General features: G+C 63.6%; 16 protein-coding genes. 6 read left to right on the forward strand and 10 right to left on the reverse strand.

What is annotated here, in order from left to right; translation table 11 throughout:
• Nucleotides 1-34: 34 nt before the first annotated feature.
• A complete protein-coding gene (locus tag P3T17_RS32840; protein WP_429410968.1) occupies nt 35-2401 on the reverse strand; it encodes a DNA polymerase II in 2367 nt (788 codons plus the stop codon).
• A 467-nt stretch (nt 2402-2868) separates the two neighbouring features.
• Between P3T17_RS32840 and P3T17_RS32845 the strand changes: the two genes are divergently transcribed.
• Both P3T17_RS32845 and P3T17_RS32850 read left to right on the forward strand, forming a co-directional pair.
• Nucleotides 2869-3147 carry an HU family DNA-binding protein gene (locus P3T17_RS32845; protein WP_074268460.1) on the forward strand — a complete coding sequence of 93 codons (279 nt, stop codon included), beginning with the start codon at nt 2869-2871 and terminating at the stop codon, nt 3145-3147.
• A 186-nt stretch (nt 3148-3333) separates the two neighbouring features.
• Nucleotides 3334-3648 carry an antibiotic biosynthesis monooxygenase family protein gene (locus P3T17_RS32850; protein WP_074269445.1) on the forward strand — a complete coding sequence of 105 codons (315 nt, stop codon included), beginning with the start codon at nt 3334-3336 and terminating at the stop codon, nt 3646-3648.
• A 37-nt stretch (nt 3649-3685) separates the two neighbouring features.
• On the opposite strand, the gene P3T17_RS32855 is transcribed toward P3T17_RS32850, so the two are convergent.
• The 8 genes from P3T17_RS32855 to P3T17_RS32890 form a co-directional block, all read right to left on the reverse strand.
• Nucleotides 3686-4774 (reverse strand): diguanylate cyclase domain-containing protein, encoded by a 1089-nt coding sequence (locus tag P3T17_RS32855; RefSeq protein WP_429411054.1) that lies wholly within the window; start codon nt 4772-4774, stop codon nt 3686-3688.
• 87 nt (nt 4775-4861) lie between these two features.
• On the reverse strand, nt 4862-5866 hold the full coding sequence (locus P3T17_RS32860) for a chemotaxis response regulator protein-glutamate methylesterase (protein ID WP_429410970.1): 1005 nt from the start codon (nt 5864-5866) through the stop codon (nt 4862-4864).
• Nucleotides 5863-8319, reverse strand: a complete 2457-nt coding sequence (locus P3T17_RS32865) for a hybrid sensor histidine kinase/response regulator (RefSeq protein WP_429410972.1) — start codon at nt 8317-8319, stop codon at nt 5863-5865. The genes P3T17_RS32860 and P3T17_RS32865 overlap by 4 nt, the downstream gene beginning before the upstream one ends.
• On the reverse strand, nt 8316-9047 hold the full coding sequence (locus P3T17_RS32870; protein WP_429410974.1) for a chemotaxis protein CheW: 732 nt from the start codon (nt 9045-9047) through the stop codon (nt 8316-8318). Before P3T17_RS32870 ends, P3T17_RS32865 begins: the two co-directional genes overlap by 4 nt.
• On the reverse strand, nt 9028-10506 hold the full coding sequence (locus P3T17_RS32875; RefSeq protein WP_429410976.1) for a CheR family methyltransferase: 1479 nt from the start codon (nt 10504-10506) through the stop codon (nt 9028-9030). The genes P3T17_RS32870 and P3T17_RS32875 overlap by 20 nt, the downstream gene beginning before the upstream one ends.
• A gap of 50 nt (nt 10507-10556) precedes the next feature.
• Entirely contained in the window at nt 10557-11069 is a 513-nt protein-coding gene (locus tag P3T17_RS32880; protein WP_429410978.1) for a chemotaxis protein CheW, read from the reverse strand.
• Nucleotides 11070-11101: 32 nt separating this feature from the next.
• A complete protein-coding gene (locus P3T17_RS32885; RefSeq protein WP_429410980.1) occupies nt 11102-12778 on the reverse strand; it encodes a methyl-accepting chemotaxis protein in 1677 nt (558 codons plus the stop codon).
• Nucleotides 12779-13141: 363 nt separating this feature from the next.
• Nucleotides 13142-13966, reverse strand: a complete 825-nt coding sequence (locus P3T17_RS32890; protein WP_074268453.1) for a MetQ/NlpA family lipoprotein — start codon at nt 13964-13966, stop codon at nt 13142-13144.
• Nucleotides 13967-14266: 300 nt separating this feature from the next.
• Here P3T17_RS32890 and P3T17_RS32895 point away from each other — a divergent pair, with 300 nt between their 5' ends.
• From P3T17_RS32895 to P3T17_RS32910, 4 genes are all read left to right on the forward strand, one after another.
• A complete protein-coding gene (locus P3T17_RS32895) occupies nt 14267-15223 on the forward strand; it encodes a sulfonate ABC transporter substrate-binding protein (RefSeq protein WP_429410982.1) in 957 nt (318 codons plus the stop codon).
• 222 nt (nt 15224-15445) lie between these two features.
• Nucleotides 15446-16699 (forward strand): SfnB family sulfur acquisition oxidoreductase, encoded by a 1254-nt coding sequence (locus P3T17_RS32900; RefSeq protein ID WP_429410984.1) that lies wholly within the window; start codon nt 15446-15448, stop codon nt 16697-16699.
• A 2-nt stretch (nt 16700-16701) separates the two neighbouring features.
• Nucleotides 16702-17970, forward strand: coding sequence for an SfnB family sulfur acquisition oxidoreductase (locus P3T17_RS32905; RefSeq protein WP_429410986.1), 1269 nt, complete (start codon nt 16702-16704; stop codon nt 17968-17970).
• On the forward strand, nt 17970-19340 hold the full coding sequence (locus P3T17_RS32910) for an LLM class flavin-dependent oxidoreductase (RefSeq protein ID WP_429410988.1): 1371 nt from the start codon (nt 17970-17972) through the stop codon (nt 19338-19340). Before P3T17_RS32905 ends, P3T17_RS32910 begins: the two co-directional genes overlap by 1 nt.
• Before the next feature lie 104 nt (nt 19341-19444).
• On the opposite strand, the gene P3T17_RS32915 is transcribed toward P3T17_RS32910, so the two are convergent.
• Entirely contained in the window at nt 19445-20044 is a 600-nt protein-coding gene (locus P3T17_RS32915) for a nitroreductase family protein (protein ID WP_074268448.1), read from the reverse strand.
• Nucleotides 20045-20234: the final 190 nt, after the last annotated feature.

The raw sequence follows: 20234 nt of genomic DNA on the forward strand, positions 1-20234 counted from the left end.
CGATCAAACGCGGCGGGTTTCATCTGCACACCTGTTAAAACAACTCCTTCTGCCCTGTCATCAAGGTAGCAAAATCGTCGTTCATAAACGGCAGAATCGCGTCGGCTACCGGTTGTAGCTGGCGCGTCAGATAGTGGTCGTAGTCGATCGCCGAACGCTGGGTCTCCAGCGGTTCGGGACCCGCCACCGTCATCACATACGTGATCCAGCCGCCGTTCTGATACTGCAGCGGCCGTCCTTGCCGCTGGTTGAACTCGTCGGCCATCCGCGCAGCGCGTGCATGCGGCGGCACATTTCGTCGGTACTCCTCGAGATTGCGGCGCAGTCGCCGGCGATACACGAGCAACTCGTCGAACTCTCCGCTCACGGTGCGTTCGACGTAGTCACGCACAAAGTCCTGATACGGCTGCCGTTTGAAGATGCGCAGATAGAGCTGCCGCTGGAATTGCTGGGCGAGCGGAGTCCAGTCGGTGCGCACGGTCTCGAGTCCCCTGAAGACCATTTCCTCGCTGCCGTCCGGTTTGGCGACGAGTCCCGCATAGCGCTTTTTACTACCTTGTTCGGCGCCGCGGATGGTCGGCATCAGAAAGCGCTGGTAGTGCGTCTCGAACTGCAATTCAAGCGAGCTCTCAAGACCGAACGTCTGCTGCAGGTGCTCGCGCCAGAATTCGTTCACGTATTTGACGAGCGAGCGGCCGATTTGCGCCGCCTGTTCCTCGGAGCGTGCCCGCTTTAGCCACAGGAAGGTGGAATCGGTGTCGCCATAGATGACCTGGTAGCCTCTCGCTTCGATCAGCTCGCGAGTGCGATGCATGATCTCGTGGCCGCGCATCGTAATGGACGACACGAGCCGTGGATCGAAAAAGCGGCAGCCGCTCGATCCGAGCACGCCGGCAAACGCATTCATGATGATCTTTAGCGCCTGCGACAGCGGTTTGTTCTTTTGCCGTTTTGCGGCTTCGCGCCCTAGCGAGATCTGACTCACGATAGCGGGCAGACTGTGCTTGCTGCGTGAGAAACGCGCACCGCGAAAGCCTACGATGGACGCGCTTTCATCGGGGTTGTTCATTCCCTCTACGAGCCCCACGGGATCGATCAGAAACGTGCGGATGATCGAGGGATAGAGGCTTTTATAGTCGAGCACCAGCACGGAGTCGTAAAGACCGGGTTGCGAATCCATCACGAAGCCACCGGGGCTGGCTTCCTCGGTAATCTCGCCGAGGTTGGGCGCCACATAGCCCTGACGGTGCATCAGCGGCATATACAGGTGCGTGAAGGCGGCCACCGATCCGCCGCTGCGGTCCGCGGCCAGCCCGGTCACCGTGGCCCGTTCCAGCAGGAACGTCAGCAGCTCGGTTTTGGCGAAGATCCGCGTGACGAGTTCGCAGTCCTTCAGGTTGTAGCGTGCGAGCGCTGGCTTGTCTTCGGCGAAGCGGCGATCGATTTCCGCCATGCGTTGATACGGATTGTCGATAGCCTTGCCTTCGCCCAGCAGCTCCTGCGCCACATATTCGAGGCTGAAGCTTGGAAAGCTCCAGGTCGCGGAGCGCAATGCTTCGATGCCGTCGATGATCAAACGCCCGGCCGCCGCGGCAAAGAAATGGTTCTGTTTGCCGCCGTGTTCACGCCACTCCATCACGTCGCCACCACGCCCGAGGCGCAACGGTACGGCATAACGCTGCGAATGCTCCTGCAAGACCCGCAGATCGAACTGCACCAGATTCCAGCCGATGATCGCATCGGGATCGTGCCGTTCGGTCCATTCGTTGAGTTTCTCCAGCAAGCGCGCGCGGCTTTCGCAATACTCGAGATCGAAGTCGAGCCCGCTGGCATCGCCATTGGCTGGGCCCAGCATATACACCTGACGTTGCCCGCAGCCTTCCAGCGCAATGGAATACAACTCGCCGTGCGCGGTGGTTTCGATATCGAGCGAGACCAGCTTCAACGCCGGACGATAAGCGGTGTCCGGCTTCATCTCGCCGTTGAGCCAGCGGCCTTCGCCATCCGGCTCGCCGCCGAACCAGACTGGCGCCGTGATAAAGCGCTCCATCAGATAGCGTTCGTGCGGACGGATGTCCGCCTCGTAGACGTCGACGCCATACTCCTTCAACTGCTTTTCGAGCTTGAGCAACTGGCGATATTGACGGCAGTACAGCCCAAGAACCGGACGCTGATGAAAATCTTTCAGGGCTAGGGGGCGGAGTTCGAACTGGCGTTCGTTGCGCAATACCCGTTCGGCGAGCTCGCGCTGCTCGGCCGGAATGAACGCCACCGACGTCTGGGGCGGCAGGCGCAAGTGGTGCGGACCGCTCGCGGTCGCCAGCCAGAAGTCGACTTCTGTGCCAGCCGGCGTGTCGCGCCAATGTCGGGTCAGAAGGAAACCCTGCTGTTGTTGAACCACACTGCAACCTTTTATGAACCCGTTATAAAACTGTTTATTCGACTATTTTACTTGGCAATTTGACCGGGGCTGCGTCTTCGGGACGGTGCGAAACCTCGTCGGACGCCTCACGCCGGCTTGGCTGGCGGCCCGTTAGCGTAAGACGGGGTAAGGCTGTGCAGAGCGGAACTTCGGCGAAAACCCACTAAACAACGCCGAAAATCCACGTGTGACGCGCTTTCACGACGTGATGCAAGGTGGCCTGGCAGCCCACCCCGGCCGCCTCCAAGGCGTCCAGATGCCCCTAAACAGGGCTTCCAGAAGCTGGGAACTGAGCCGGCCGCCGGCCTGTCGTAACCTGCTGAAGGCGCGTGCGGCCGGGCAATCAAGGGTCCGGGGGTTTGCGCAGAAGCGCCTGGATGAGGTAGGGTGGCGGGTCTGGCGCTGTTTGAAGGCGCTGGTTCTATCAATACAGAAAGGGATGTTCAATGAACAAGCAGGAACTGATTGACGCAGTTGCGGCTGCGACGGGCGAAAGCAAAACGGCCACCGGCAAGTCGATCGACGCGATCATCGAAGCGGTGACGAGCGCAGTGTCCAAGGGCGAAACCGTTCAGCTGATCGGCTTCGGAGCCTTCTCGACCGGGTCGCGCGCAGCGCGCGTCGGCCGTAATCCGTCAACCGGCGCGGAAATCCAGATCGCCGCAGCCAAGACGGTCAAGTTCGTCGCCGGCAAGGCATTCAAGGACGCGGTTAACGCCTCCTGATCGCTCCGTCGATCCCGCGCAGCTAGCCACCCCCACAGGGGAGGCGCTGCGCGGCGCTTGCGGGCTCACGGCACGCTGGTCAGCTGGCGCGGCGAGCCCGTTTCTGGGTCCGCTTCTTACGGCTTGTGGTCCACGCATGCGTGCACAATGGGCTATGAAACCGCGTCCGATCCGAGGAAATCCATCATGTACATCGCGATGAACCGTTTCAAAGTCGCTCTCGGTTCAGAGAGCGCGTTCGAAACGCTTTGGACGAGCCGGGACACGCATCTGAAAGACGTGCCGGGCTTCATCGAGTTTCATCTGCTGCGAGGGCCGCGGAAAGAGGACCATGTGCTGTATTCCAGCCACACGGTCTGGGCCGATCATGCGGCATTCGAAGGCTGGACCAGTTCGGATGCATTCCGCGCGGCGCACCGCAACGCCGGAGGGGAAACCCGTTCGTTGTATCTCGGGCACCCCGAATTCGAAGGCTTCGAAGTCATCCAGACGGTGAAGTAACACGCCGAAGGTGGTGAGGCCGTTGCCCACCACCGTATCAATCCCCCGTCAGCACCACCAGATTCTTGCCGTCGCGTTTCGCCTTGTACAAGGCCAGATCCGCTGCCTCGATCAATGAAGTCATCGGCGACTCTGCGCTTGGAACAACCGATGCCCCGCCGATACTGATCGTCACATACTGCCCCGTCGACGAATTCGCGTGTGGCACCTGTAACGCCTCCACCTGGCTGCGAATCTTTTCCGCGAGGGTGCGGATGCCTCCAAGCGGTGTCCCCGGCAGCACCACCGCAAACTCTTCGCCGCCGAAGCGCGCGGCCAGGTCGCCAGGACGGCCAAGGCAGGCTTCCACAGTTGCGGCAATCTGCTTGAGCACTTCGTCGCCTGCCACGTGGCCATACGTGTCGTTGTAGAGCTTGAAGTTGTCGACGTCGATCATCAGGAACGACATTTCGCTCTGGTCACGTGCGCCGCGGCGCCATTCGGCGCTGAGATACTCGTCGAGGTAACGGCGGTTCGACAAGCCGGTCAGGCCGTCGGAATGCGTGAGCCGCCGCAACTCGAGATTGGCTTCGAGCAGTTGCTGCTGCGATTCGCGCAGCGCGCGATATGCCTCGTCGCGCTGCAGCAGATTGATATGCGAGCGCGAGTGATAACGGATGCGCGCGACCAGTTCGATCCGGTCCGGCAGCTTGACGAGATAGTCGTTCGCCCCTGCCGCGAAGGCTGCGCTTTTGATGACCGGCTCTTCCTTGGTCGACAGCACGATGATCGGCACATCACGGATAGCGGGCGTCGCGCGATAGGCTTTGACGAGCGTCAGGCCGTCGATGCCGGGCATCACGAGATCCTGCAGGATCACCGTCGGCCGCGTGTTGACGGCGGCCTTCATGGCCTCATCGGCGCGCGCGCAGTAATGGAAGTCGATACCGTCCTCACCCGCGAGCGCCTGGCGGATCGCCTCGGCGACGATCGCCTGATCGTCGACCAGCAGCACCATCACCGGCTGTTCCGCCGCAGGCGGTGTTTGCAGCGTCCTGCGTGCCGCTTCGAGCGTCGCATCGGCGCCGTCGGTCGCGGAGGCTGCTGCGGCTCGCTGGTCAGGCGAGCCAGACTGATTATTTGCCATGTTGATACCCGTGTTCGTACCCGTGTCGCAAGCTCGCGTCACGGGTGTGTTGCCATTCATGCCAATACGCTTCGTACATCCCGATCATCATTTAACGCTTGCCATCAGTTCTCCTGCAATGCTGCCTAGCGGCAAGATGCGCTTCGCCGCATCGAGCGCGGCCGCGGCCTTCGGCATGCCGTAGACCGCGCTGGTCGCTTCGTCCTGCGCGATCGTGAGGTAGCCCTTCGCGCGCATCGCCTTCAGGCCGATTGCGCCGTCGCGGCCCATGCCCGTCAGCAGCACGCCGATCGCGTTGCCATACCAGTGCTCGACCACGCTGTGAAAAAACACATCGACCGAAGGGCGATAGGGCGTGCTGGCCGGCTCACTGATGTAATCGAGCGAGCCGCTGCGTGCGATATGCAGGTGGTCGTTGGTCGCGGCCAGCAAGACCTCGCCGGGCCTGGGACGATCGCCGCTCACGGCTACACGCACCGGCAGTTCTGTCTGGCTGTCGAGCCATTGGGCCATGCCTTCGGCAAATGCCTTGTCGACGTGTTGCACGATCACAATGGAGCCGCCGAAATTGGCCGGCAGCTTGCCGAGTACCGCGGCGAGCGCGCCCGGGCCGCCGGCGGAAGCGCCAATCGCGATCAACGGGGCCGCGCCGCGCGAGGCAGCTGCGGCGGCCCGTGGCGTGGGCGTCACCACCGGCTTCTCGAGCAGGCGGCCAATCTGGTCGATCTTGGCGAGCAACGGCTGCGACGCATCGGCGAGGTGGTGGTCGGCGAGCGTCGGTGTGTCGACTGCATCGAGTGCGCCGGCACCCATCGCTTCGTAGACTCGCCATGCGTTCGCCCCAACGCTGCTCGTCACGACGAGGATCGGGCAGGGCGCCTGGGCCATGATGCGGCGGGTCGCCTCGACGCCGTCGAACTTCGGCATGATCAGGTCCATCAGGACCACATCGGGCGGCTGGGCGACGCAGAAGTCGACGGCCTGGGCGCCGTCGGTGGCGACCCAGAGCACGCGATGCTCCGGCCGCAACGCGATCGCGCGGCGCATGGCTTCGACCGCAAGCGGCAGGTCGTTGACGATGCCGATGTTCATGTGTGCGCTTCTCCGATCAGGTCGTGCACCGCGTCGAGCAATGCTTCATCGTGAAAGCTGCCCTTTGCCAGATAGTAGTCTGCGCCGGCATCGAGCCCCCGGCGGCGATCTTCGTCGCGATCCTTGTACGACACAATCATCACAGGCACCGTTTTTAGCAGCGTGTCGCGCTTGATCAGCGTGACGAGTTCGATGCCGTCCATGCGCGGCATGTCGATGTCGGTCACGACCAGATCGAAATGGGTGCTGCGCAGCGCGTTCCAGCCGTCCATGCCGTCCACTGCCACCGTCACCGTATACCCGCGCTTTTCCAGCAGTTTGCGCTCCAGTTCGCGCACTGTCAGCGAGTCTTCGACCACCAGCACATGTTTGCGGGTGCGTGCGGCGACGCCCTGGGCGCGCTGCACCTTGTCGAGCTGCCCGCCGCGCACGAGTTTGTCGACCGAGCGCAGCAGGTCGTCGACGTCGACGATCAGCACCGCTTCGCCGTTTTCCATCAGCGCACCGGCCGCGATGTCCTTGACCTTGCCGAGGCGGCTGTCGAGCGGCTGGACAACCAGCATGCGCTCGCCGAGGAAACGGTCCACCGCCACGCCATAGGTGCCCCGGTCGTCGCCGATCACCACCACCGGCACATTGGCGCGCACTTCGGCGGGGGCCTCGGTGTCAAGCAACTGGTGCGCGGTGACGAGCCCGACGGGCCGGCCGTCGAAGGCGAAATGCTGTTGTCCTTCGAGCATATTGATGTCGCCACGGGCCAGCTCCAGCGTACGGCGCACGTGTGCGAGCGGGAACGCATAGGCTTCGCCGCCGACCTCCGCGAGCAGGCTGCGGATCACCGAGAGCGTGAGCGGCAACTGCAGAACGAAGCGCGTGCCGTGGCCGGGTTCGGTCGCGATGCGCACCGTGCCACGCACGGCCTTGACCATTTCGTGCACGGCATCGAGACCGACGCCGCGTCCGGAAACATCGGTCACCTCGGTGCGCATCGAAAAACCCGGCAGCAGCAGGAAGTCGAGCAGCTCGTGATCCGACAGGCGTGCGGCCGTTTCCGGGTCGGCCAGTTGCCGCTTGACGACGGCCGCGCGCACCGCGTCGAGGTCGACACCCGCGCCGTCGTCGCTCACGCTGATGAGCAGCTTGCCCGCGCTATGGCGGGCTTCCAGGGTCAACGTCGCTTCAGCCGGCTTGCCCTCTGCGAGACGCTGTTCGGGCGTTTCGACACCGTGGTCGAGCGCGTTGCGCAGCAGATGGCCGAGCGGCGCGTCGAGCATGTCGAGGATGTCGCGATCGATCTGCGTCGATTCGCCCACGATCGAAAAACGTACCCGTTTGCCGAGCGAACGGGCGAGATCGCGCACGATGCGCGGATAGGCGTGGGTCGCATCGCCGAATGGTCGCATGCGGCATTGCAGCGCTTCGTCGTATAGCTGCTGCGCGAGGTGCGAGCTGCGGCGATCGAACCGGTCGAGTTCGTCGATGCGCGTCGCCAGCAGATGCTGCATCGTGCCGAGGGTTTGCCGCACGGCGTCGAGCGCTGCCAGCGCTTGCGGATCGAGACGTTCTGCTAACGATTCGAAACAGGTGTCGAGCGCGCGCGCTGCATCGCGGTGGGTGCGTTTGACGCGCAGCAGCGACTCCGCGAACGGCTTCAGCCAGCGCGATTCCACGAGGGATTCGCCGGACAGGCTCAGCAACCGGTCGAGATTATCGCTGCGCACCCGCAGCATGCGCTCGGGGTCGCGTGGGCCGTGGACGTTTAGCGGGGTGTCGCGTGGGACGTCGGGGCTGGACGGACGCAACGGTGCGGGCTCGGGTGTTGGTGCGATGGAGGGCTCTGCCGCAGGCGCTTCGGCGGCAAGATTTTGCACGGCCGGCGCTGCTTCGTCGGAAAGGCTGACTGGCAGTCTGGCAACCTCGACGCCGAGGATGGCGAGTGCAGCGCGCATCGTCGCGTCTTCGTCCGGCTCTTCGGGAGCGGCATAGGTGTCGCCCCACGGCGAGCCCGCCGCGATGTCTGCGTGCGTACGGTGCGCCTCGTTGGTTGCCGTAGCCTCAGTCGCACCGTACGCGGTGAGCCGGGCCACGAATGCGTCCACTTCCGCTCGCGTCAACGCAACTGCCGGATCGTCGTTGCCGGCGCGCAGCAGCAGGTCGGCTCCGCGGAGCAGCTCGTCGATATGCGCGCCCGACAAAACCAGCGTGCCGCGCTGCGCGGCCACGAAGCATTCCTCCATCACATGCGCAATATCCACCCCATCCTGCAGGCCGACGATGCGCGCCGCGCCCTTCAGCGAGTGCGCCGCGCGCATGCACGCCTCGAGTTGCGAGGCATCGTCCGGTGTGTGTTCGAGCGCAAGCAGGCCGCCGGACAGCACGCGCGTTTGCGTCTGCGCTTCTTCGCGGAACAGGTCGAGCAATGACCGGCGGCCCAGATCGTCGTCGTGACTCATCGCAGACTCCGGGCGAGCGACTCGAATACGCGGTCGGTGTCTAGCAGGCCGATCGTGCGTCCGTTCCAGGCGAGCACGCCACTCGAGTGCGAGGCGCTGGCATGAGCGAGCGTCGTCGGTACGGGCAGCAGCGAACTGGCCGCGAAGCGCACCACGCCCTCGACTTCATCCACCGGAAAAGCCACCGGTTCCCCGCGATGCGCGGCGACCAGCATGCGCGCATAACTGTTACGCGACGTGTATTTGCCGCTTGACGCGCGATCGAGATGCAGCAGTTCACCGAGCGAAGCGGCCACGGTCAGCGCGCCGCGAATATTGACGAGCCCGAGGACGACGCGATTGCGCCGATGCGGCAGGGAATGGATCGGGCGGATGTCGTCGACCTGGCGAAGCGCGGCCGTCGGTAGGCCGAGCCACTCGTCGGCAATGCGAAATACCAGCGCGGATTGCGTGGCCGCCACCGCGGCGCCCGTATCGGTCGATGCTTGCGACGTGCCGTCATGAGGCCGTGCGCGCGGTCCGGAAGTTGCCGTCGCAGGCGCCAGATCCGCTTCGTCGAGCGGCCGGTCGAGCAGCCGTGCCGCGGCCTGCTCGAACACCGGGCAGTTCAGACAGCGCGAATGCTCAGCCAGTTTCGGGCATGTGCCGTCGCCGCGCGTGCCGATACGATTCCAGCAATCGTCGATCAACGCGACCACGCCCGTGGTCTCAATGGCGCCGTGAGCCATGCTTGCCTCGCGGTAGATTCAAAGGGTCATCCGTTGCTTTCGTGGCGCTTGTCGCGGTGGTCATCGCGTGCGCTTTGGCCGCGGCGCGCTGGGCACGTCGCATCAGTTGCTGCGCGCCGGCGCTGTCTCCCGACATATCGAGCAGCGCGGCGAGGTGCGTGAGCGCTTCGTAGTGGGCGGGCTCGAGATAGAGCGTCTTACGGTAATAGTCGCTCGCGTCGGCGGTGCGCCCCCGTGCGTCGGCGATCAGGCCGAGAAGATAGAACGCCTCTGCGTCCGTACCGTGCACGTTGACGAAGGCCTGTGCTACTTGCTCCGCCTTGTCGAATTCACCGGCGTCGGCGAGGCGGCCTGCTTCGGCGAGCGACTCGTCCGGAACCGCGGAAGCGCCAGGTTTCGCATGTGCGCGGGCAGGTCCGTGTCCGTGCACATGTCGGGTTACGTTTGCCGGAGATTGGGTACTCACATTTACAAGCATCGCCGTGGTCGCTGTGCGCGGCGCCGGAACGGCCGGTTGCGGACGCGCCGCAAAGGAGGGCGCGGCAGCACCTTGTTTAGCTCCGAAAGCCCGCGGCGCAGCCTGAGGCGCCGCCGCTGCCATACCGGGTGAGGTGAACGCCGGCGCACGCGGTTCTTCGACCGGTGTGCGCTGAAACGCGAACGCCAGCGGAATGCGCGCCGAGCTCAGCGTATGACGCATCATCAAGCCGGTTTCCGCGGGTCCGACGAAGATCGTCCCTCCGTCGGCCAGTCGCGCGTCGAGCAGATGGATCGCGCGATCCTGCGCTTCGCGGTGAAAATAGATCAGCACGTTGCGACAGAAAATGAAATCGTAGCGCGTGCCGGTGTTGTGCGACGGATCGAACAGGTTCGCCTGGGTAAAACGCACCGCTTGCTGGATTCGTTCGTTCAGCACCCATCCCCCGTCAACCGGGCTGAAATGGCGGTCGCGAAACTCGAACTCGCCGCCGCGAAACGAATTGCGTCCATAGACAGCTTTTTGCGCGAGCGAAATGGCGCGCGCACTGATGTCGAACGCGTCGATGGTAAAACGCTCCGGGCCGATCCCGGCATCGAACAGAGCCATTGCCACCGAATACGGTTCTTCGCCGCTCGAGCAGGGCACGCTAAGCACGCGTGCCACACGGGCCGGATCGCGTGCCAGCTTTTCATTGACGAGCCGTGCCAGCGCGACAAACGCTTCCCGGTCGCGAAAGAACCAGGTCTCGGGGACCACCAGCGCTTCGATTAGCGCGAGGCGTTCTTCGGGCGAATCGTTTAGCAGTCGCCAATAACCGTCTACGGCGTCTTCGTTGACGCCGGTAACGGGGGCGGTGGACTGCGTGAGACGCACCCGGTCCTGTACCGCGCGCTCGAGGGCATTGATGCCGAGCGAGGACGCGTCGATCCCGGTCTCCTGGGAGAGCCAGGTTTCGAAGCAGGGGTCGTTGGAATTCATGGGGTGGTTCAGGTTATTGTGCGCATCATGCGGCTCGCTCGTCACGTAGGTCAGGATCCGGCGGCCGGTTGCACTGCTTCGGCTTGCGGAAACAGCAACGCCTTCACTTCGTCGGTAAGCATTTGCTGTACCTCGACCCATTGCACGAGACCCACGCCGTCGTTTGCGACCGGGCCGAGCCAGCGTGCATGCGGCGTGGCGATACCGCTTTCGGCAAACTGCTCGCGTGCGATGCGCCGCGTCTGCGTGGCGCGCTCGACGATCAGGCCAAGCAGATTCACCGGTTCGCCGCTGTCGTCACGCGCCGACGCTGCGACGCCATCCCCAGCGCTGTATTGAACCAGCACCAGCCGGGTAGAGCGCAGTTGCTGCGCGGGGCGGCCGAGTGCGAGTTGCGACACGTCGATTACCGGCACCGCTGCACCCTGCCGCTCGAACATGCCGGCTACCCACGCGGGGGCGCCAGGGATCGACTTGGTGGGCGCGAGCGCCAGCACTTCGACGATCCCAGCCGCATCGAGCGCGTAGCGGTCGCCGTCCAGATCGAACAGGAGGAAGAGCATCGCGAAGGCCTGTGATTAGCGGGTAGCCGGCGTCACGCGTCGATCTTGAAGCGCGACACGCCGGTGCGTAGCTGATTGGCGACCAGCGTCAGGTCGTCGATCGCCTGCGACGACTGGCGCAGCGATTCCGCCGTCTGCTGCGCCGCCTCGGAAAGTTGCGACAACGCCTGGTTGATCTGCTCGGCGCTGGTGGCCTGGGTCTGCATTCCCTCGTTGACCATCTGGAAGCGCGGCGCGAGCGTCTGCACCTCGTTGATGATCTGCGAGAGCTGGCCGCCCACCTGCTGCACGTCGCGCATGCCGCGGCGCACTTCCTCGGAGAACTTGTCCATGCCCATCACGCCGGCCGAAACGGCCGACTGGATTTCCTTGACCGTTTGTTCGATGTCGTAGGTCGCCACCGCGGTCTGGTCTGCGAGACGGCGGATTTCAGTCGCCACCACCGCGAACCCGCGGCCGTATTCACCGGCTTTTTCAGCTTCGATCGCTGCGTTCAGCGACAGCAGGTTGGTCTGGTCGGCCACCTTGGTGATGGTCGCGACCACCTGATTGATATTGACCGCTTTCTCATTGAGGATGGCCAGCTTGGCATTCACCGAACCGGCGGCTTCCATCACGCTGCGCATGGTGTCTTCCATGCGCGTGAGGCCGCTTTGGCTCGCACCTGCGAGCGTAGCCGACTGCTCGGCCACACCGGCCACTTCGTTCATCGTCCGCAACAGGTCGCGCGAGGTCGCGAAAATCTCGCGGGATGTGGCGCCGATCTCGGTGGTGGTCGCGGCCGTCTCGCTGGCAGTGGCCTGCTGTTCCTTCGACGTGGCGGCGATCTCCGTCACGGAAGTAGTGACCTGCAGCGACGACTTCTGTGCCTGCGAAACCAGACTCGTCAATTCCTCGGCCATGCGGTTGAAGCCGTTTTCCAGCGTGCCGAATTCATCGCTGCGGCGCAGGTTCAGCCGTTGCGCCAGATTGCCGGTGCGCATCACGTCGAGGACGTCCACCAGCCGGGCCATCGGCACCGTGACCGCCTTGAAGAGCCAGTAGCCGGTGACGAGCGCAACCAGCAATACCACGCCGAGGGCGGTGGCAAGCGTAACTTCGGTGCCGCTCACCGAGGTGCGGATCAACTGGGCAGAGTCATCGGCCTGGCCGTGGTTTTCCGCAACCAGCGTGTTCGCCGCGACGATCAGGTGGTCCCATACGGGTGTCATCTGGACGAATTGCGCCTGGGCCGCAGGTTTCGAGGTGCGAGCTGCACTCGCCGCCTGGTTGAAGAGCGCCAGATACTGATCATAGGCGGCCTTGAAGGTGTTGAAACGTTCGCGGTCGTCGTCGCGGAACACCGTGCTCTGGTACTCGGCGGAAACCTTGTCGAAGGCGCGCAGCGCGTCGGGCAGGCTATCGAGATCGCGCGTCATGCCTTGCGCGTCCGGATCGACGAAGATCGCGCGTTCCAGCGTCGCATAGCTCTGGTTGGCCGCCGCTCGCAGAGCGGTGGCGAGGTAGAGGCCGGGCACCGAGTCGCGGCGCAGGCTGACGGCCTCTTCGTCGATCGAACGCAACCGGGTGTATGAAATGACGGCCATCACCAGCATCAGCAGGAAAAGCAAGCCGAAGCAGAGCACGATGCGTGTGCCCAGGGTAAACCGGCCGCTGCTGAGCATGCCCGGCAGGTTCGTGTTGCTCGCACGTGGCGTGACAGTGGCCATTTTCGAAGTCTCTCTCTGACGATTGGTCCGTGGGCGCGAGCCCACACATGCATTTTTTGCCCGATTCGGCCCAGGATATGACGCTACACCCGCAGCCCGGAAGTCGAACGGGAGATTAGCGAGGGTAAATTGTGCCAGATTCGGCTATGGGGAGCCGCATTTTGCGGAGTTCAGGCCGGACGCCGGGCGGCGTCGTGCGGTTTGGTCAGATCGATGCCGCGCGCGATGGCGCGGTGATCGTGACATGAAGGAGGGGCAACAAACAGTCTCTACAGGTCTCTACAGCAGCAGAAGCGACGGAAAACGGCGGGGCCACACGGCCACGCTCAAACTCGCGCGTGACCGTGCGGTTGTAGGGTGTGCCTAGTGGCTTGCCTCATTCCATGCCGGCAGCGTCGCACCGTGGTAAACGCTGAGAATTTCAGCGGCCACGTTCGGCTGCTGATAACTCTGGACGAGCGCGTGGACCCACGGCGCGTTCGCGTCCTTCGCATTGACGGCGAGGAAGTTGCGATACGGATTGCCGGTCACCTGTTCCTGGGCGATCCGTTCCTGCGGAATCTTGATGCCCGCCTTGACGGCCCAGTCCGTGTTGATCACGGCGGCGTCGAGATCGCCGATGGCGCGCCCCACGATACCTGCATCGAGTTCCTTGATGTGGATGTGCTTCGGATTGTCCGCGATATCGCGGGCGGTCGGCAGCAGGCCGACATCGGCACGCAGGGTGATCAGATGCTGGGCCTGCAGCAACAGCAGCGAGCGTCCTTCGTTACTCGGATCGTTCGGCACGCCGATGGTCGCGCCATCCGGAAGATCGGCAACCGATTTGACCTTGCGCGAATACAGACCAATAGGCTGCACATAGGTGAAGCCCACCGGCACGATCTGATAGCCGCGCGCCTTGATCTGCGCGTCGAGATAAGGCTTGTGCTGGAACGAGTTGGCGTCGAGGTCGTGCTCCGAGAGCGCCTCATTGGGTTGCGTGTAATCGGAGAACGTCGTGACCTTGATCACCAGCCCCTGCCTGGCAGCGTTTGCGGCAACGACGCGCCACACGTCCTCGTCTTCGCCGGACATGATGCCCACGCGCAGCGTTTGCGGCGCTGCGAATGAAAGTTGCGAAGTGGCGACGCCCAGGCCGAACACGACAGTGGCCAGCGCGGTTTTAAGCAGGTTTCTTTTATTCATGAGACACGGTGGTGATGGAGTTGATGATGGCCGAATCCTATGCAAGAGGTCAGCTTGCTGGCAAATACTTTTCCGTTCGTTGCTAACTCCGCTGAGGCATATATAAAAAGCGTGAAGCGGCTCTATCCACGATTGGATATTTGCTTAACGCGAAAGATCGTTTCGGCGCATTGCCGTTGACGCGTAAGATTCCGTGCTCCATTGGAAACGGGGCGCTCCGTCCGGTGTACCCCAACACGCTACTCACGACGTTGGCTACAAGTGAAGCCGACGCGATCCGTCAATCATGGACGCACGACAGTGAACCATTCGACACTCCGGGGTCGCCGGACCTTCCTTGCTGCACTCGGCGCAACGCTTGCGGGCACGGCACTGCCTGCGTGGGCCACGTTCAAAGCCGATCAGTTCCGCATCGGCTACCAGAAGGCCGCGAGCACGCTGGTGCTGTTAAAAGCGCATGGCGCGCTTGAAAAGCGGCTGACGCCGCTCGGCATCAAGGTCACGTGGAATGAATTTACGGCCGGGCCGCAGTTGCTGGAGGGTCTGAATGTCGGGGCGATCGATTTCGGTTATGTCGGCGAGGCGCCGCCGGTCTTTGCGCAGGCTGCCGGCGCGGACTTCGTCTACACGGCGTACGAGGTCGCGACACCTCATGCTGAAGGCGTCGTCGTTGCGAAGAACTCTCCCATCAAGACCGTTGCCGATCTGAAGGGCAAGAAGGTGGCGTTCAACCGGGGTTCGGACGTTCACTGGTTTATCGTCGCGCTGCTGCGCAAGAACGGTCTCGACTTCGGCGACATCCAGCCGATCTATCTGGCGCCTGCCGACGCGCGCGCCGCTCTCGAGCAGGGCTCGGTCGACGCCTGGGCGGTCTGGGATCCGTTTCTCGCCGCTGCCGAAGCGCAGAGCAACGCACGCCTGCTTGCCGATGCGCAGGGCGTGGCGAGCCATCATCAGTTCTTTCTGAGCCAGCGTGAATTTGCGCAGAAGCGTCAGAACGTGATCGCGATCGTCATGGAAGAACTCGGCAAGGAAGGGCAGTGGGTGAGGCAGAACAGCGCTGCCGCGGCTGCCGAGCTTGCCCCCATTCAGGGCCTCGACGCGTCGATCATCCAGACTGGCCTGCAGCACTACGCACACGTCTACAAACCGGTCGATGCCGAAGTGCTCGCGGAACAGCAGCGCATCGCCGATACGTTCTATGAACTGAGGCTGATTCCCAAGAAGATTGTGACGAAGGACGCCACGCTTGCGTGAGCATGTCGGCGCGTGAGCCTCGGCCTGGCGTCGGGGCTCGCCTGGAAAATCGGAAATCGTCATAAGCAAGTTCCAATTCGATAGTAGGCGCGGCACGTCCCGGCTGGTCCAATAGACGATTCGACCTGTCCGCCACAAGCGTCACGCAGGCGGTGCGCTTCGCCGGACAAAGGCTTGGAGTGCAAAGGGCGGACGGGTATCAACCTGTCGGTACGAAACATCATGTCCACTCTCGAAGCTTCCTCTGCCGCGGCGCCGTTGCCGCGGCGTCCCGACCCGGCCCGCGTGCAGCGCATTGCCGGCGATGCAGGAGCACTCGCCGCCGCGCACGCGCTCGCAGCGCAGTTCGCCACAGGCGCTGCCGAGCGCGACCGCAAACGTCTGCTGCCATGGGCCGAACTCGATCTATGGTCGGAAAGCGGCCTCGGCGGCATCACCGTGCCGCGCGAATACGGCGGCGCTGACGTCTCGTACGCAACGCTCGCCGAAGTCTTTGTGATCCTGTGCGCGGCCGACCCGGCCCTGGGGCAGATTCCGCAAAATCATTTCGGTGTGCTCGGCGTGTTGCGCGAGATCGGCACACCGGATCAGAAGGCGCGCCTTTACGGCGAGGTCCTCGCGGGTCAGCGCCTGGGCAACGCCGGCCCTGAACGGCGCTCGGCTAGCGTTAAAACCATTCTGCAAGGTACGACGCGGCTTACCCGCACGCCCGGCGGCCTGCGCCTCGACGGCCAGCGCTTCTATTCGACGGGTGCGCTATTCGCGCACCGTGTTCCCGCGCGCGCAACGGACGATGATGGTCGCGCCGTGCAGGTCTGGGTACCGCGCGATGCGCCAGGTCTTACTGTCGTCGACGACTGGCGTTCGTTCGGTCAACGCACGACGGCAAGCGGCACGGTGACATTCGAGCAGGTACCGGTCGATCCACAGGACGTGTTGCCGATCTGGCAGCTTGCCAAACGTCCCGGCCTGTTCGGGCCGACGTCACAGCTGATTCAGGCAGCGATCGATCAGGGCATCGCACAGGCCGCAGTCGAAGATACGCTGAGCTTCGTGCGCGAACGCGCGCGTCCGTGGGTCGACTCCGGCCTCGAGCACGCAACCGACGACCCCTACATCATCGCGGATGTCGGCCGTCTGCAGATCGACCTGCACGCGGCCCATGAGGTACTGCAGGAGGCGGGGCGCACGCTCGATGCGATTGCCGCGGCTCATACGATCGATGCCGAAGCTAGCGCACGTGCATCGGTGGCAGTGGCCGAAGCCAAGATACTGACCACCCGCATTGCGCTCGAAGCGAGCGAGAAGCTGTTCGAACTGGCCGGTTCCGCTTCCACGCGTGCCGCGCACAACCTCGACCGCCATTGGCGCAACGCCCGCACGCATACGCTGCACGATCCAGTGCGCTGGAAGCTGCATCTGCTTGGCAACTATCACCTGAATCACGTGCTGCCTGCGCGTCATTCGTGGAACTGAACATGAGCATCGACCTTTCCGTAGACCTGCGCGACGGTGTTGCGCCAGACCCATTGCCTCGTGAGTTACATGCGCATGCGCCGGGCACACCTGATCTGATCGCTAGCGATGACGAGGCGCTAAAGGCCGCGCATCGCCTTGCGGCACAGTTCGCACCGGAGGCCGCGCTACGCGACCATGAGCGACGGCTGCCGTGGGCCGAGCTCGACGCCTTCGTCGCGAGCGGCCTGTGGGGCATCACGGTGCCGCGCGAATACGGCGGCGCTGGCGTGCGCAACGGTACGCTTGCCGAAGTCACGGCGATCATCGCCGCGGCGGATGGCTCGCTCGGCCAGATTCCGCAAAACCATTTCTACGCGCTGGAAGTGCTGCGCGTGGGCGGCAGTGTCGAGCAGCAGCGTTTTTTTTATGAGCGCGTGCTGGCCGGCGAGCGTTTCGGTAATGCGCTCGCCGAGATCGGCCATAAGGACTTCAAGCGACGCACCCGGCTGACGCGCGCAGCCGAAGGCTGGCACGTCGATGGCCGCAAGTTCTATTGCACCGGCGCCCTTTACGCACACTGGATCCCCACACTGGTCGTGGCAGACGACGAGGGCCGCGACGTCACCTACCTGGCGTTTGTGCCGCGCGACACGCCTGGCGTCACCGTGACCGACGACTGGGACGGTTTCGGTCAACGCGTCACCGGTAGCGGCTCGGTGCAGTTCGAACATGTGCGAGTCGAGCCCGAATGGGTCGTGCCGTTTCAGGTTTCGTTCGAACACGCTACGACGATCGGCCCCGTCGCTCAGATCATGCATGCCGCGATCGATCTGGGCCAGGCACGCGGCGCTTTCGAGGCTGCCTTGCAGTTCGTGCGCGAACGTTCGCGACCATGGATCGACGCGAAGGTCGAGCGCGCGGCCGACGATCCGCTGACCATCGCGCAGTTCGGCGATCTCGCGGCGCGTTTGCGTGCAGCCGAGGCGTTGCTGCGACGCGCGGGCCGTTTCGTCGACGCTGCCCAGGCCAAAGCGACGGATCGCTCGGTGGCTGACGCGTCGGTCGCGGTAGCGGAAGCGCGGGCGCTGACCACCACGGTGTCGCTCGACGCAGGCTCGCGCCTGTTCGAACTGGCCGGCACCGCTGCGACGCTCGATGGCCTGGGCCTCGACCGCTTCTGGCGCAATGCGCGCACTCATACGCTGCATGATCCGGTGCGCTGGAAGTATCATGCGGTGGGTAACTTCTATCTCAACGACAAGCTGCCGCCGCGGCACGGAGCCTTGTGATGGCGAAGAAACAGATTCTGCTCAACGCGTTCAACATGAACTGCGTCGGCCATATCAATCATGGTTTGTGGACGCATCCACGAGACCGTTCCACGGATTACCGGCTGCTGCCTTACTGGACCGATCTCGCTCGCACGCTAGAGCGCGGCCTGTTCGACGGCCTGTTTCTCGCCGACATCGTGGGCGTCTACGACGTCTATCAGCACAACGTGGATGTGACGTTGCGCGAGTCGATCCAGTTGCCGGTCAACGATCCCACGCTGCTGGTTTCGGCGATGGCCGCCGTGACCGAACACCTCGGCTTCGGCGTGACGGTCAATCTCACCTATGAGCAGCCGTATCTGCTCGCACGGCGCTTCTCGACGCTCGATCATCTGACGCAAGGCCGTATTGGCTGGAACATCGTGACCGGTTACCTCGACAGCGCAGCGCGTGCGATGGGCCTCACCGAACAACTGCCGCACGACGAACGTTACGAGCGCGCGGACGAGTACCTCGAGATTCTCTACAAGCTGTGGGAAGGCAGCTGGGAGCAAGGGGCCGTGTTGCGCGACAAGGCAGGCCGTGTCTATGCGGATCCGGCCAAGGTGCATCAGGTGAAGCACGCTGGGCGTTATTACAACGTCGAGGGTTATCACCTCGCCGAGCCGTCGCCGCAGCGCACGCCGGTGCTGTTCCAGGCGGGCAGCTCCGGGCGCGGCCAGCGCTTTGCGGCGCGGCACGCCGAGTGCGTGTTCATCTCGCCGCCAAACCGGACGGTGGGACGTGAGACGGTACGAACGTTGCGCGAGCAACTGGTTGAGGCCGGGCGGAAACCGGACGACGTCAAGGTATTCGTCGGCGCGGCGGTCGTGACGGGCGCCACCGAAAGCGAAGCGCGCGAAAAACACGCGGACTATCTACGGTATGCGAGCCGTGAAGCAGGCCTCGCGCATTTCGCAGCCAGCACGGGCATCGACTACGCGCAATACGATCTCGACGAGCCGGTGGATTATGCCCCGACCAACGCCATCGAATCGGCGACACGCACGGCCAAACAGCACGGCTGGACGCGCCGCAAACTGCTGGACATGTTCGAGATGGGCGGCCGCTATCCGGCCATCGTCGGCACCGCCTCGCAGGTTGCGGATGAATTGCAGGCGTGGGTTGAAGAGACTGGCGTGGACGGTTTCAATCTGAGCCGCACGATCGTGCCGGAGAGTTACGAGGACTTCATCGATCTGGTGGTGCCGGAACTGCAAAACCGCGGGCTGTACAAGACCTCGTATGAGGACGGTGCGCTACGGCACAAGCTGTTCGGTGAGGGCGACCAGTTGCCGGAGCGGCACGCAGCGGCGAGTTTCCGGCGCCGGGCAACCGAGGCCGTTTAATACCGTTGCCGTTTAAGCTACAGCGGCAGGAGGCAGGAGCCGGCACGGACCTTCCGCGCCGGCCTCATGGAAGAAGAACCGCTCCTTAGACTTTTCCAACAACCTCAGGGAACAAAACGTCCCTCGCCGGCGAATTCGGCCACAGGTTTACGCGGGCTCGGTACTTCGCGCGCCTGAAGCTGCTCCGGCAAAAGACTTTTATCGCCCAGCCGTCCTACTGCAACCGCGGCTTCAATCGAATATCCGTCCGGAACTGCCAGTCCCTGACGGATCTTGTCACGCTCGATACCCGCCATGCCGTGGGTATGCCACCCGGCAAGACTCGCCTGCAGCGCGAAATAGGCCCACGCCGAGCCTGTATCGAACGAGTGGGTGACGGCGGGTACTTCGGCGGTCGCGCCGGGCGGCGTGAAGTTATCCTTCGACAGAACGATCACGATGGCCGCCGCACGTTGGGCCCAGCTCCTGTTGAAGTCGTTCAGGTACTCGAGAAAGCGCGTCCAATGCTCGGTGCCACGCCGTGCATACGCAAATCGCCAAGGTTGCGAGTTATAGGAGGAGGGTGCCCAGCGCGCTGCTTCGAAGAAGGTCAGCAGGGTGGACTCGGGAATGGTTTCCTCCGTGAAGGCGCGAGGCGACCAGCGGTCGAGGAACTGAATGTCGATCGGATGTTCGGCCGAACGGGCCGCGTTCGATGTGCTCATGTCTTGATCCAGAAAGAAACAAGGGCTGGCCGGTGACCGCGCGCGCTGCTGCTGCGCGGACGATTCCAGCCAGAGCTGGGGGCTGCAAACTCCACGCCTTGAAGGCTCGACGAGGCGCATAGAGCATTTATACCCGATTCTGCGCGAGACGATGCAAACCAGAGTGGCGCAGATTTGCTTATGTAAATTC

Origin of the sequence: Paraburkholderia sp. GAS82 (assembly GCF_050436285.1) — a bacterium.
In the GTDB taxonomy this organism is placed as follows: domain Bacteria; phylum Pseudomonadota; class Gammaproteobacteria; order Burkholderiales; family Burkholderiaceae; genus Paraburkholderia; species Paraburkholderia phenazinium_B.

Excerpts from the sequence above, each read along its gene's own strand:
- P3T17_RS32905 (WP_429410986.1), top strand. The coding sequence starts at position 16,702 with ATGAGCATCGACCTTTCCGTAGACCTGCGCGACGGTGTTGCGCCAGAC.
- P3T17_RS32855 (WP_429411054.1), bottom strand. The coding sequence starts at position 4,774 with ATGGCAAATAATCAGTCTGGCTCGCCTGACCAGCGAGCCGCAGCAGCC.
- P3T17_RS32875 (WP_429410976.1), bottom strand. The coding sequence starts at position 10,506 with ATGAATTCCAACGACCCCTGCTTCGAAACCTGGCTCTCCCAGGAGACC.
- P3T17_RS32880 (WP_429410978.1), bottom strand. The coding sequence starts at position 11,069 with ATGCTCTTCCTCCTGTTCGATCTGGACGGCGACCGCTACGCGCTCGAT.
- P3T17_RS32850 (WP_074269445.1), top strand. The coding sequence starts at position 3,334 with ATGTACATCGCGATGAACCGTTTCAAAGTCGCTCTCGGTTCAGAGAGC.
- P3T17_RS32860 (WP_429410970.1), bottom strand. The coding sequence starts at position 5,866 with ATGAACATCGGCATCGTCAACGACCTGCCGCTTGCGGTCGAAGCCATG.
- P3T17_RS32865 (WP_429410972.1), bottom strand. The coding sequence starts at position 8,319 with ATGAGTCACGACGACGATCTGGGCCGCCGGTCATTGCTCGACCTGTTC.
- P3T17_RS32900 (WP_429410984.1), top strand. The coding sequence starts at position 15,446 with ATGTCCACTCTCGAAGCTTCCTCTGCCGCGGCGCCGTTGCCGCGGCGT.
- P3T17_RS32870 (WP_429410974.1), bottom strand. The coding sequence starts at position 9,047 with ATGGCTCACGGCGCCATTGAGACCACGGGCGTGGTCGCGTTGATCGAC.
- P3T17_RS32890 (WP_074268453.1), bottom strand. The coding sequence starts at position 13,966 with ATGAATAAAAGAAACCTGCTTAAAACCGCGCTGGCCACTGTCGTGTTC.
- P3T17_RS32910 (WP_429410988.1), top strand. The coding sequence starts at position 17,970 with ATGGCGAAGAAACAGATTCTGCTCAACGCGTTCAACATGAACTGCGTC.
- P3T17_RS32915 (WP_074268448.1), bottom strand. The coding sequence starts at position 20,044 with ATGAGCACATCGAACGCGGCCCGTTCGGCCGAACATCCGATCGACATT.
- P3T17_RS32885 (WP_429410980.1), bottom strand. The coding sequence starts at position 12,778 with ATGGCCACTGTCACGCCACGTGCGAGCAACACGAACCTGCCGGGCATG.
- P3T17_RS32845 (WP_074268460.1), top strand. The coding sequence starts at position 2,869 with ATGAACAAGCAGGAACTGATTGACGCAGTTGCGGCTGCGACGGGCGAA.